The organism is Hyphomonas sp. L-53-1-40 (assembly GCF_000682775.1).
In the GTDB taxonomy this organism is placed as follows: domain Bacteria; phylum Pseudomonadota; class Alphaproteobacteria; order Caulobacterales; family Hyphomonadaceae; genus Hyphomonas.
In genome coordinates this window covers 59,846-72,742 of record NZ_AWFI01000018.1, presented here as the reverse complement: position 1 = coordinate 72,742, position 12,897 = coordinate 59,846, and the positions used below count along the sequence as shown (strand labels likewise).

General features: G+C 59.9%; 13 protein-coding genes. 7 read left to right on the top strand and 6 right to left on the bottom strand.

Translation table 11 applies throughout. The features are described 5' to 3' along the window. Positions 1 to 3: 3 nt before the first annotated feature. A complete protein-coding gene (locus L53_RS13410; RefSeq protein ID WP_034816500.1) occupies positions 4 to 558 on the bottom strand; it encodes a hypothetical protein in 555 nt (184 codons plus the stop codon). Positions 559 to 784: 226 nt separating this feature from the next. Between L53_RS13410 and L53_RS13405 the strand changes: the two genes are divergently transcribed. Further along, complete coding sequence (locus L53_RS13405) at positions 785 to 1,966, top strand: thiolase family protein (RefSeq protein ID WP_034816497.1); 1,182 nt, start codon at positions 785 to 787, stop codon at positions 1,964 to 1,966. Between the two features lie 9 nt (positions 1,967 to 1,975). Further along, positions 1,976 to 3,040 carry a DUF2332 domain-containing protein gene (locus tag L53_RS13400; protein WP_034816494.1) on the top strand — a complete coding sequence of 355 codons (1,065 nt, stop codon included), beginning with the start codon at positions 1,976 to 1,978 and terminating at the stop codon, positions 3,038 to 3,040. 2 nt (positions 3,041 to 3,042) lie between these two features. Here L53_RS13400 and L53_RS13395 read toward each other — a convergent pair whose 3' ends face one another. Then, a complete protein-coding gene (locus L53_RS13395; protein ID WP_034816491.1) occupies positions 3,043 to 4,170 on the bottom strand; it encodes a serine hydrolase in 1,128 nt (375 codons plus the stop codon). Further along, positions 4,167 to 4,667 (bottom strand): Lrp/AsnC family transcriptional regulator, encoded by a 501-nt coding sequence (locus tag L53_RS13390; protein WP_034816488.1) that lies wholly within the window; start codon positions 4,665 to 4,667, stop codon positions 4,167 to 4,169. Before L53_RS13390 ends, L53_RS13395 begins: the two co-directional genes overlap by 4 nt. Positions 4,668 to 4,792: 125 nt before the next feature. Here L53_RS13390 and L53_RS13385 point away from each other — a divergent pair, with 125 nt between their 5' ends. Then, entirely contained in the window at positions 4,793 to 8,254 is a 3,462-nt protein-coding gene (locus tag L53_RS13385) for an indolepyruvate ferredoxin oxidoreductase family protein (RefSeq protein ID WP_034816485.1), read from the top strand. Between the two features lie 4 nt (positions 8,255 to 8,258). Here the strand turns inward: L53_RS13385 and L53_RS13380 are convergent, their stop codons facing one another. Next, a complete protein-coding gene (locus tag L53_RS13380; RefSeq protein WP_034816482.1) occupies positions 8,259 to 8,597 on the bottom strand; it encodes a hypothetical protein in 339 nt (112 codons plus the stop codon). A gap of 71 nt (positions 8,598 to 8,668) precedes the next feature. After that, positions 8,669 to 10,261, bottom strand: coding sequence for a lysine--tRNA ligase (locus L53_RS13375; protein ID WP_156947922.1), 1,593 nt, complete (start codon positions 10,259 to 10,261; stop codon positions 8,669 to 8,671). Positions 10,262 to 10,423: 162 nt separating this feature from the next. On the opposite strand from L53_RS13375, the gene L53_RS13370 reads away from it, so the two are divergent. From L53_RS13370 to bfr, 4 genes are all read left to right on the top strand, one after another. Continuing rightward, a complete protein-coding gene (locus L53_RS13370; protein WP_034816476.1) occupies positions 10,424 to 10,846 on the top strand; it encodes a hypothetical protein in 423 nt (140 codons plus the stop codon). Between the two features lie 3 nt (positions 10,847 to 10,849). Continuing rightward, complete coding sequence (locus tag L53_RS13365) at positions 10,850 to 11,077, top strand: helix-turn-helix transcriptional regulator (RefSeq protein ID WP_034816474.1); 228 nt, start codon at positions 10,850 to 10,852, stop codon at positions 11,075 to 11,077. Positions 11,078 to 11,154: 77 nt separating this feature from the next. Continuing rightward, positions 11,155 to 11,364, top strand: a complete 210-nt coding sequence (locus tag L53_RS16865; RefSeq protein WP_369794176.1) for a bacterioferritin-associated ferredoxin — start codon at positions 11,155 to 11,157, stop codon at positions 11,362 to 11,364. A gap of 192 nt (positions 11,365 to 11,556) precedes the next feature. Then, entirely contained in the window at positions 11,557 to 12,048 is a 492-nt protein-coding gene (bfr, locus tag L53_RS13355; RefSeq protein ID WP_034816470.1) for a bacterioferritin, read from the top strand. 5 nt (positions 12,049 to 12,053) lie between these two features. On the opposite strand, the gene L53_RS13350 is transcribed toward bfr, so the two are convergent. Further along, entirely contained in the window at positions 12,054 to 12,878 is an 825-nt protein-coding gene (locus tag L53_RS13350) for an ion transporter (protein ID WP_034816468.1), read from the bottom strand. Between the last annotated feature and the right edge of the window lie 19 nt (positions 12,879 to 12,897).

Sequence of the window (12,897 nt, the reverse complement as noted above, 5' to 3'; positions counted from 1 at the left end):
ACGTCACGACCGGAGTGATCCTGCCGGTACGGCAAGTTCGGGAATGGTTTGCAGAAAGGCCCGCGCCTGCTCACCGGCTGCAGTACACGCTGTTTCAAGCTGCCCTCTATCCAGGCGCACTGCGCGAATACGTGCCCACGGGTGTCGTTGGAGATAGTAGTCGAGATTGTTCAAGAGCTCGAATTCAACTCGGTCTATCTGTTCGCTTTCGCTTGCTTCAAAGAAATACATTCGAGTTTGGGCCGCGCTCCAGCCCCGCTCGAAATGCGCGTGATAATGGCCCTCATCCTCGCCGAAACAATCGAAGCGGAGGGCTTCGTCTTCATGGATGAAAAGCGAAAACGCGGGCCCGCGCCCAATGGGCAGGACTTTCCAGAACACATGCAGCTCTGCCTCTGGTGATATCGAGAATACTTTCAGATCGCGTCGGCTCGGAAATTTCGCAGTATAACGTTCGTGGAGACGGAACCTGCGGAGACGCCGGGACAATTGCCGGCCAGCATAGAACACCCGAGATGGAAGCATTCTGCGCGCCAAGGCATAAGTCGAACTTGCCATTTAAGGTACCCATCCCCAGCGACATTTTCACCAGATTGTTCTTGTGGCTTTCATTGAAGCCGAAAATGCACTGGCATTACAATAGAACGGCGACAACTTCTCGATTGCGCGCCCCGCTCGATGAAGAATTCGCCGCCGATCCCGTTTCGTGAACTCTTGACGAGTGAGGCCCGGACGCGCTTTGTGTTCGCACCTGCAAAAAAAATCCATAGCGGAAGGAAACTCCATGTCTGAACAAGATCCCGTCGTCATCGTCGGTATGGGCCGCACGCCCATGGGTGGCCTGCTCGGCGACCTTGCCAGCCTGACTGCCAGCGAGCTGGGCGCCATTGCCATCGAGAAAGCTGTCAGCGAAGCAAAGCTGGCCCCCGGCGAGGCGAATGAAATCATCATGGGCAACTGCCTTCCCGCTGGACAGGGCCAAGCTCCTGCCCGTCAGGCAGGTTTCAAATCCGGTCAGGACAAGGGCCTTGAAGCCACAACGATCAACAAGATGTGCGGCTCCGGCATGCAAGCTGCCGTCATGGGCCGCAACGCCATTCTGGCAGGCGACGCCAATATCGTGATCGCTGGCGGCATGGAATCCATGACCAACGCACCGCACCTGCTGAACGTCCGCAAGGGCCATAAATACGGCACCATGAACGCTCAGGACCATATGGCGCTCGACGGCTTGTCCGACGCCTACAAGGGCGGCCCTATGGGCGAATTCGCCGACATGATCGCGGGTGAGTACCAGTTCACACGCGAGCAACAGGATGCCTACGCGCTGGAAACGCTGTCGCGCGCACAGAACGCAACGAAAGAAGGCAAGTTCAAGCGCGAGATTGCCCCGGTCACCATCAAGACCCGCAAGGGCGAAACGGTCGTCGACACTGATGAACTGCCTCGCACTGCGATGCCGGAAAAAATCCCGTCGCTGCGCCCCGCCTTCTCCAAGGACGGCACCGTTACCGCAGCCAATGCCTCAGCTATTTCAGATGGCGCAGCTGCGCTCGTCCTGATGCGCGAATCTGAAGCCAAGAAGCGCGGTCTCAATCCGCTGGCCAAGATCGTGTCTTCGTCCAGCCACGCGCACGAGCCTGAATACTTCACGACCGCGCCAGTGCCTGCCATGAAGAAAGCCTTGGAAAAGGCTGGCTGGAGCGTCGACGATGTCGAGCTTTGGGAAGTCAACGAAGCCTTCGCGGTCGTTCCAATGATCGCCATGAAGGAAATGGGCATCTCGCACGACAAGCTGAACGTGAATGGTGGCGCCTGCGCCATGGGTCACCCAATCGGCGCTTCCGGCGCCCGTCTGATCGTTACCCTGCTCGCGGCCATGGAAGACCGCGGTCTCAAGAAGGGCATGGCCAGTCTCTGTATTGGTGGCGGCGAAGGCATCGCGATGGCGCTCGAACGCTACTAGGGGTCCGGCATGCTGGATGAAACCCGGATCCTCGACCATTTCGCCGAACAGGCGGGATGGTGCGAGGATCTTGGCTCTCCCTTCACAGCCGCCCTGCTCCGGCAGTTTGCGGATGATTTCACGGCCGGTGGCCCGGTCGCAGACATCTGTAGCGACTGGACCGGCAATCCCCGCAAGGATGCCCTTGGCCTCAGACTGGCCGGTGTCCTGCACCATGCCGTCCTGACCGGCGCAGCCCCTGCTCTTGCCGCGACCTATCCCGGCTATGTGGCGGAGTGGAAGATGGAGGCTGTCTGGGCCGAGGCCCAGCCCTGGCTTGCGGCTCACATCCCCGACGTCCGCAGCTTCATCATGAGCGCCCCGCAGACCAATGAGACCCGCCGGTCGATTGCGCTCCTGCCAGGTTTTCTCGAACTTGCCGCGACCTACCGTATGCCCATGCACCTGCTTGAGCTCGGCGCCAGCGCGGGCCTTAACCAGAATTGGGATCGGTTCACATATGATGGCGGAACCTGGCAACGCCCGGGCGCGAGCGACGTCACGATCTCCACAATCTGGAAAGGGCCCGAGCCCGCACATCTCGACGCCGCTCCAGTCATCGCTTCACGCGCCGCCTGCGACCTGAACCCGATTGATCTGACAAATGAGGCCGCCTTCCTGAGGCTGAAGTCCTACACCTGGCCAGACCAAGCCGGACGACTGGCCCGTCTGGATGCAGCGGCAGAATTGGCCCGACATATGGGCGTTCGCGTGGAACAGGCGGATGCGGTTGACTGGCTCGCCCAGAAATTGACCAAACGCCCGTCAGAAGGCCTGACTGTCATTTATCACTCAGTCTTCCTTGTTTATCCGTCAAAGGAAGATATTGCACGCATGAAGCGACTGATCGAAGAAGCTGGCGCAGCTGCCACCGAGACTGCCCCCCTCGCCTGGCTTTGCTTTGAACCGGAGTCCCTGTTTGGAGGAGACCGCGCATCTCCGCGCATGCAGACCCGACTGCAAGTCTGGCCGGGTGGCGAACCCCGCATACTGAATGAGTCTGATGGACACGTCACCTATGTGGACATGCCGTAGGACTATTCGGCAAATGCGTCTGCCAATTCCTGAGCGAGCTTATTGACCGCCGCAACGCCCTCATCACTGAAACTGTTCGTATTCACAATCACGACGAGCCCCGCGTCTGGTAGTAGGTAAACCGACGACAACCACATCGTGTTCGATCCATTATGGGCGAAGAGGCGTCCATGTGGCACCGGCCCTGAAACGCCCCACCCCAACGCATAGTCGGATCCTGCGGTTGGATATGGCGTAAGCAGTTTCCGCTCAGTCTCATCTGCGTCCAGAAAGCCGCTGACAAAGCGCGCATGCGCGGCCAATGGCACATGTAACGTGCCAGCGGGTGCCAGCGCGGCCGGGTTATCAGCTCCGCTGCCTGTGCCCTGGCCTTTCACCCTCCCAAACAGGCCTTTGGCGTGGCCTTCAATCCCCGTCGGCGGTGGTCCGAACCCCCAACCTTCATTCTGGGGTACAAGCGTGGACAGGAACAATGCCTCGTAACTCTCATGCCCCAGCCACAAGGCTATCCGGTCCAGTGCCGCCCCCGCAATCATGTAACCAAGATTGGAATAGACAAATGTTCCCGTTTCGCCGGCAGGCGGCTTTGACAAAAAATCTCGCGCCAGGACAGTGCGCTGAGTGTCGACAGGATCATTGGAGCCGCGGCTGGTCAGGAACCACATCATACCAGGATTGGCAGCAAGTCCGCTCGTGTGAGAAAGCAGATGCTCAATCGTCACATCGCCCCAGGCCGGATCCATCTCGTCGGCAAGATCTGGCAACAACTCTGGCAGGGTCGCACCCCAGCTCGCTTCACCCTGCTCCACGAGCCGACCATAAAGCAGCGCTGTCAGCATCTTCGTGTTGGAGCCGATATGCCAGGCGTCGCCCTGCTCGACAGCATCCCGGCTGCCCTTCACGCGTTCTCCATCGACCGCGAGACCAACAATGTCCCCATCTGCGTCTGCGATGACAGCCCCAAGAGCCACCAGCCCGGCATCTTCCCGAACCGTTTCGACCTTCTGTTGTAACTCCTCTGGCGATAGCGGTGCGGCCGATGATGGCAGCACCAGTACGGCAAGAAGTGAGAGGGATATCGCGGCGCGGATCATGGCATCCATAGTCCAGGCGCTAGCGTCATCGGTCAAGCAGAGGCAGGCTTCTTGATATCTTCAACCAGATCAAGCGGCAGGGCAGTCGTACGCTTTGCGACCCGGATCACGATACGTGATTGCACATCCGACACGAGGGCTGAGCCTAGCAGATTGTCCCGCAGGAAATTGTCATAAGCGTGCATGTCGGTCGTGATGATGTGGATCATGTAGTCGACCGCACCTGTGACCGTCATGCATTCGATGACTTCCGGCCAAGCCTGAACCATCTGTTCGAAAGCATCGAGATTTTCCCGGCTCGGAAGCGCCAGTTTGACGCTCGCCATGACTTCGAAATTCAGCCCGAGTGAGTTATTGTCCAGCAGGGTCACCCGGCCTGTAATGAAGCCGGCCTCTTCCATGCGCTTGATGCGCCGCCAACAAGGCGATGAGGACAAGCCGACCCGGTCGGCAATTTCGGCGACTGACAAGCCGGCATCATGCTGGATGATGTCCAGTATTCGCGCATCTACAGCATCTAATTCTTGGGCCAATTTTGCTCGCTCTCTCAGTTTATCCGGTAAATTTTACCCCGGAATAGCAAAATTTGCGCAAGATAGGCAAGCAATTTCACGCGATTTGACCAATAATCTGCCTAAACCCATCAGATAGGCATGCTATGCAACACCGCGAAGTTACGCTGGACGACAAATACGAGCTTGTCGAGGGAAAAGCCTTCATGACAGGGATTCAGGCGCTTGTTCGCCTGCCACTTGATCGAAAACGCCTTGATCTGGGCATGGGCCTCAACACAGCCGGCTTCATCTCTGGATACCGCGGATCGCCGCTGGGCGGTTACGATCAACAGCTTCGCGCCGCTCAAAAATGGCTGGATTCCCATGACATCAAATTCTGGGAAGGTCTGAATGAAGACCTCGGCGCCACCGCTGTGTGGGGCAGCCAGCAGCTCGGCCTGTTCCCCGGCGCGAAATATGATGGCCTGTTCGGCGTGTGGTACGGCAAGGCCCCTGGCGTAGACCGGACGGGCGATGTGTTCAAACACGCCAACGCCGCTGGCGCCTCCGACCATGGCGGCGTACTCGCCATCATCGGCGACGACCATAATTGCAAGTCCTCCACCCTGCCCTCGCAATCAGAGTTCGCGATGGCCGATGCGGAGATCCCGGTACTGAACCCCGCCTCCATCCAGGACGTGCTGGACTACGGCATCCATGGCTGGGCCATGAGCCGCTTCTCCGGAGCATGGGCCGGACTGGTCGCTCTCGCAGACACAATGGATTCCGGCGCTGTGGTAAGCGTCGATCTTGACCGGTTCAGTTTTGTCTCTCCTGATTTCCAGCTGCCTGAAGACGGCGTTCATATGCGCCGTGGCGACAGCCCGCTCGATAAGGAGCGGCGCCTGCGTCAGGTGAAGCTGCCGGCTGCACAGGCCTATGTGCGCGCCAACAAGCTGGATAATGTCATCCTGCCTTCGCCGAAACCCCGTGTCGGTGTTGTCGTGACGGGCCAGGCTGCCCGCGACGTGTTCGAGGCGCTCGCGGCGCTCGGCCTGTCACCGCAGGATGCAGGACGCCTGGGTCTCTCCGTGTACAAAGTGGCCATGCCGTGGCCGCTTGAACCCGAAGGGATCCGGGCGTTCTGCAAAGGTCTGGAACGCGTGGTCGTGATCGAGCACAAACGCCCCCTAATCGAGGACCAGCTGCGCTCGGTGCTCTACGACCTGCCAGATGGCCAGCGCCCGACTGTAGAAGGCAAGCGCGATCGCGACGGCCGTCCCCTGCTTTCCGACATCGCGTCCATCTCCATTCCGGAAATGGCAACCGCGCTGATGAAGATCCTTCCTGAAGGTTGGGATACCAGCCGCGCCAACGCCTATTTTGATCGGATTGGCCGGACTGGCGAAGCGGCGCGCATCAATGCCTCCGAAACCATTCGCACCCCGCATTATTGCTCCGGCTGCCCGCACAATTCCTCCACCGTTGTGCCGGAAGGCTCGCGCGCGCTGGCCGGGATCGGCTGTCACTATATGGCGAACTTCATGCCGGACCGCAAAACCGACATGACCAGCCAGATGGGCGGCGAAGGTATTGCCTGGGTCGGTCAGCACTGGGCCACTGACGAAGGCCACGTCTTCGTCAATCTTGGCGACGGCACCTATTCCCACTCGGGCAGCCTCGCCATCCGCGCGGCGGTGACTTCCGACGCGAACATGACCTACAAGATCCTGTATAATGACGCCGTCGCCATGACCGGCGGCCAGACGGTCGAGTCTGGCCAGACCCCTGCCCAGATCGCGCAGCAGGTCGAAGCCGAAGGCGTCGAGACGATCGTGATCGTCACCGAAGACCCGACCCGCTATGCCAATGTGAAAGACCTGCCGCGCCGCGTGAAGATCTTTGATCGCGAAGAACTGGACGAGGTCCAGGTGATGCTGCGCGCAACGCCGGGCGTCTCTGTTATGATCTACGATCAGATCTGCGCAACCGAAAAGCGCCGCCGATCCAAGCGCGGCCTGCGCGCCCCGGACCGTACGCGCGTCGTGATCAACACCGAAGTCTGTGAAGGCTGCGGTGACTGCTCAATCAAATCCAACTGCCTGTCAGTGGAGCCTGTCGAAACCGAACTCGGCCGCAAGCGGCGCATCAACCAGTCAACCTGCAATACCGATCTCTCCTGTCTGCGCGGCTTCTGCCCGAGCTTCGTGACCATCCAGGATGGTGAACCCGCATGGGAAGACCAGCCGCGTCCGGAATTCGACGATGCTGGCCTGCCAATGCCGGAAACCCCCAGCCTCTCTGAGCCGTGGAACGTATTGTTCACCGGCGTTGGCGGGACAGGCGTCACCACGGTCGCCGCCGTACTGGCGATGGCTGCACATGTGGACGGCCATGCGGCCTCCAGCCTCGACATGACCGGCCTTGCCCAGAAGGGTGGCCCGGTGCTCAGCCATATCCGGTTCGCGCGAGAGCCGGAACTGATCTCGACCGGCAAGGTTCCGCCTGCCAGCGCTGACCTCATCATCGCCTGCGACCTCGTCGTGGCGGCTGGGGGCGACGCGCTTAACCTGATGGATGTCGGCCGCACGGCCGCTTACGCCAACTCCGACGTGACGCCGACCAGTGAATTCATCCGGGACCGGTCAAAACGGTTTGAAAGCGATCTCCTCGCCGCGCGCGTGAAACGGCAGGCCCGCGACTTCGCTGCCTTCGATGCCGAGGCCCTTGCGGTCGGTTATCTGCATGATGCGATCTATACGAACATGATCATGGTCGGTTTTGCCTGGCAGAAGGGCCAGGTCCCGATCAGCCTGCGCGCGCTGTACCGTGCGATCCGCCTGAACGGCACCAAGGTGGAAGACAACATGTCCGCCTTCAATATCGGTCGGATTGCGGCCGCAAGTCCCGAGCGCCTCCTGCCCCAGCATGATCCACGCGGTCACATCGAAGAGAAGACGCTGGACGAGCTGATAGATGACCGGGCAGCGCGTCTCACTGCCTATCAGGATGCCGACTATGCGGAGACCTATCGCAACATCGTCGCTCAGGTGCGCGCCGCAGAACACGGCGCTGGCCTCGGCGAGAAGCTGACTCGCGCAGCCGCCACCTATGCCTACAAGGTCATGGCCTACAAGGACGAATACGAAGTCGCCCGTCTCTACACGGATGGGAAATTCGCCGAATACATTGCCAGCCAGTTCAAGGGCGGCAAACTCCGCCTGATGCTGGCCCCGCCCATCCTGTCAAAGACGGATGTAAACGGGCACGCCAAGAAGAAGCATTTCGGCCCGTGGATGTTCCAGGTCTTCAAGCTGATGGCGAAGTTCAAGGGCCTGCGCGGCACGAAGCTCGACTTGTTCGGCTATACCGAAGAGCGCCGCATGGAGCGCAAGCTACGCGATGACTATCTCGCCGGCCTCGCCCGCATTGCGCAGGAACTGAAGGCGAAGAACCATGGTCTCGCGATCGCGCTCGCCGAAATACCGGACGAGATCCGGGGATACGGCCACGTAAAGGAAGCCGCCGCCGAAGTCGCCAAGGCGAAAGAGGCAGAGCTCTGGGCTGGCTGGCCGGAAGGCAAGCTGCCCAAGGCAAAGACCACGCTGATCGCGGCGGCGGAGTAGGCCCCTACTCTGCTGCCTCGACCTGCACGTCGATAATGGTGCCCTTCTTGCCGATTTTTTCGAGCGTCTTCTCGATATCGTCGGACTCGACGGTGCGCGTATAGGTCTTGGTGCCACCGCCGAATTTCTTGACCTTTACCTTCAGCTTCACGTCTTCCTCAGGGCCGTCGAGCGCATCCCCGGTCACGTGCACCACACCTGAACCGACCGCATAGGCGCCCTTCGCCGTGCCCTCGACCACGTCGCCCGCCACGCTGACGGGAACAGTCACGATCTTGGTGGCTAGACAGGCGGGCAGCGTGGCAAGCATGCCGGCGATCAGGACTAGGCGAATGGCAGGCATGGCAAAGGCTCCTCTGGCTCTGGCCAGACTAGAGCAGATGAATGTTTAAGCCATGTTACGAAACGTGCAGACTAGTCCCGCGCCAGCGCCTCATCCATCAGGCGGGCCGTATTGGCGACGCCGTATAGCGCCGCGAAGCTGCCGAAGCGTGGGCCCTGGCTCTGGCCGAGCAGCACTTCATACAGCGCCTGGAACCATTCGCGGAGATTCTCGAATTCATGCTCCTTGCCGACCGAGAAGGTTAGCGTCTGCAGGTTCTCCGAGGTCGGCTCGCCATCGAACGCCTTGAGACGCGCTGACAGGTCTTCCATTGCTGCGCGTTCCTTGGCCGTGGGCGCACGATACGTCTTCTGCGGCAGGACGAAGTCCTGATAATAACTCATCGCATAGCCGGCGAGCTCGTCGAGCAGACGGTTCTTCTCCGGTGAGGCCTCTGGCGCATATTGCGAGATGAAGCCCCAGAGCTGGCTCTTGTCTTCCGGGTTTGCCACGGCGACGAGGTTCAGCAGCAGCGCAAAACTGACCGGTGTGGTCTCGGCTGGCGGATTGCCGGAATGGATGTGCCAGACCGGGTTTTCCAATTGGCGTGCAGGCTCCTCGTCCGGATACTTCTCAAGGAAGGTCAGGTATTCGTCCACAGCTTTCGGAATGACGTCGAAATAAAGCTTCTTCGCCACGCGCGGCTTCTGGAACTGGAACAGGCTGAGGCTTTCGTCCGGCGCATATTTCAACCAGTCCTCGACCGAGATGCCATTGCCCTTGGTCTTGGAGATTTTCTCGCCCTTCTCGTCCAGGAACATCTCATAGACATATTGCTCCGGCGGCCGCACGCCCAGGATGCGGGTGATCTTGGAATAGATCGGCGCATTCGCCTGATGGTCCTTGCCGAACATTTCGAAGTCCACGCCGAGCGCGGCCCAGCGCATGCCGAAATCGGGCTTCCACTGCATCTTTACATGGCCGCCGGTCACCGGCAGCGTGAATTCCTTGCCGGACGCATCCTCGAACGTGATGGTCCCCTTCTCTCCGTCCACGGCCTTCATCGGCACATAGAGCACTTCGCCCGTGTCCGGATGGATTGGCAGGAACGGGCTGTAGGTCGCCTGGCGTTCTTCGCCCAGCGTGGGCAGCATCACATCCATGATGTCCTGATATCTCCGCGCAGCCTCCAGCAGCATGGCGTCGAACCGGCCGGACTTGTAACATTCCGTCGCCGACAGGAATTCATACTCGAACCCGAACTGGTCGAGGAAGGCACAGAGCCGCGCATTCATGTGCGCGCCATAGGAGGCATGGGTGCCGAACGGGTCCGGCACAGCCGTCAGCGGCTGTTGCAGGTACGGCTCCAGCTTTTCCGGGTTCGGCACGGTCGGCGGCACTTTGCGCATCCCGTCCATGTCATCGGACACACAGATCAGGCGCGTTGTGTACTTGCCGCCGGTCAGCACTTCAAAGGCGTGGCGCACCATCGTCGTGCGCACGACTTCGCCGAACGTGCCGATATGCGGCAGGCCCGACGGGCCATAGCCGGTCTCGAACGTGACCGGGTCATCTGCCGTGCGTTGGCCGGCCTTGATCTGCTGCTCCACGCGCTGTTCCAGCTTGCGGGCAAGCTCGAACGGCCAGGCCTTTGCGGAATGGGCGAGCGTGGAGAGATCGGTCATCGGGAATGTCAGTCATGCTTGAGTGAAAACAGGTCCGCCGGACCTAGAGGCCACAGGGGTTCCGGTCAAGCGACGCGAACTTTCTTGTATAAAATATTTGACATGTAAAAAATCTTTGACCATATGGGTCGTGTAAGAAATTTTTGACATGGAGACATTGGAATGTCCTTTCACGAAAAATCGGCCTGGATCATGGGCGTGCTGCTTTCGCTTACCGGCTTCTGGTACATCTCTCAGGTCTGGAGCCGGTCAGAGGCGCTGGGCGAGACCATTGGCCCGAACATCGTGCTGATCGCCGTGGCGACCGGCATGCTGGTCTTCGGCGCCATCATCAGCCACATCATCATCGCGGCCAGCAGCCCGGAAGAGGCCAATGATGCCGAGGATGAGCGCGACAAGCAGGTGCTGCGCCGCGCGGGCAATATCTCCGGCTATGTGCTGGGCTTCGGCATCTTTGCGGGCCTCTGGCACTATTACTTCCTGGCCGATGGCAACATGCTGTTCCACATCGCGGTGGCGAGCCTGATCGCGTCGCAGGTGGCCGAATATGCCCTCACCATCCTGTTCTATCGCCGGGGCGTGTGAGCCATGGCCAAACGCCCCCCTATCCTGAACCGCGTGAAGGCATTGCGCGAGGCCCATGACGGGATGAGCCAGGCGGCCCTGGCCAAGGAGATCGGCGTGACGCGGCAAACCGTGATCGCCATCGAACAGGGCCGCTACTCCCCCTCCCTCGAAAGCGCCTTCCGCATCGCGCGGGTCTTCCAGGTCGGTCTTGAAGACGTGTTCCAATGGGATGACACCGCCGAGGCCTGAGATCAGGCCCGGCGGCCATTCCGCATGTGCAACAAAGCGCAAAAACCGGATTGACAATCATTCGCATAGTCGTGCAAATGGTTCTCATGATCATCTGTGTCTGCAACCGTATCAACTGCAAGAGCGTCCGCACCGCCGTCGACGCCGGGGCGCGCAGCCCCAAAGCCGTGCAGGCGCATCACGGATGCAAGTTCCAGTGCGGAAAATGCAGCTGCTCCATCGGTGAGATCATCTCCGAAGAAATGGACCAGCGTCCGGTCGCGCCAGCGCTCATCGCCGCCGAATAGGCAGCAGCCCCTGAAATTGCAGGCCTTTGCGCGGTCAACCGCCACGCACACCCGATTCAAACCGTTCTCAGGTGCTGCTGCAACTGTGTCGCACTATCATATGCAATTGTTTTTATTGGATTTTTTATTGATCTCATGACACAATCACCCTAGGTGCTGGCCCATACGAAATCCACAAAGCAGGAGCTCCCCATGAAAGGCGACCCAAAGGTCATCGAATTTCTGAACAAGTGTCTCAAGAACGAGCTGACCGCGATCAACCAGTATTTCCTGCATTCGCGCATGCTGCACGATTGGGGCGTCAGCAAGCTGGGCGATTATGAATACAAGGAATCCATCGAAGAGATGGAGCATGCCGACTGGCTGATCGAGCGCATCCTGTTCCTCGGCGGCCTGCCGAATCTCCAGGACCTCGGAAAGCTGCGTATCGGCGAATCAGTCTTCGAAATCCTCGAATGCGACCTGAAACTGGAAAACGACGCCATTCCGTTGCTCAAGGACGCGATGGAATATGCTGAGAGCGTCCGCGACTATGGCAGCCGCGACCTGTTCGGAAAGATCCTCAACAATGAGGAAGAGCATGTGGATTATCTTGAAACGCAGTTCGACCTGATCGAACGCATCGGAATCGAGCGGTATACAATGCTCCAGTCCGAAGCGAACGGCTCAAAGGCCCAGGACTAAACGGCTCAGGCGCTGCTCTCTTCGGGGGCAGCGCCGGCTTGCGCTTCGGCCGCCTCGACGCGGTCCTGAAGCTTCTGCAACTGACGCTCGCGCAGCTCGTCCGAAAAGGCACTGGCGAACACGCCTGCCGGCAGTGCGACCACGCCGATCCCCGCAATCGCAATTACAGACGCCGCAATCCGCCCCAGCGTGGTGACCGGATAGATGTCGCCATAGCCAACCGTGGTCAGCGTCGCGATGGACCACCAGATGGCGCGCGGGATGGAGCCAAACTCCTGACGCCCCTGCCCCACACCTTCGATGAAATAGAGCAGCACCGCCGCCACATAGACCAGCGCCAGCGCCATGGCGAGCGTGGTGAGGAGCTGCGTTCCCGCCCGCCTCATAGCCGCGCCCAGCACGTCAAAAGCCGGCACGAAGCGCGCAATCTTGATCAGGCGGAACAGGCGGAAGACGCGCAATGCAATCAAGGGAATGCCGCCACCAACCACCATCACGAGCAGTTCCGGCAGGAAGGCCAGCAGGTCTGCAATGGAGTAAAAGCGCGTGATGTACCGGATGCGTCCGACAAAGCCCGCATATTCTGGCCGAAGGCCTGCCACAGCAACGCGCAGCACGTATTCAATGGCAAAGATGATGACGACCGCGACATTGAACCAGTCGAACACCATCCGCCATTCCGGAACGGCCAACAGGGTTGGCTCGGTTTCAAGCGCCAGGAACAAGAAACTCGCCAGCACAAGGCTGATAATGATCCAGTTGGTGACCGAGATACCGGACTTGCGGGCTTCGGGCACCAGCTCATTATGCAACCAGCGATACAGCCCCATGCGAGTCCCCCAGAGAACG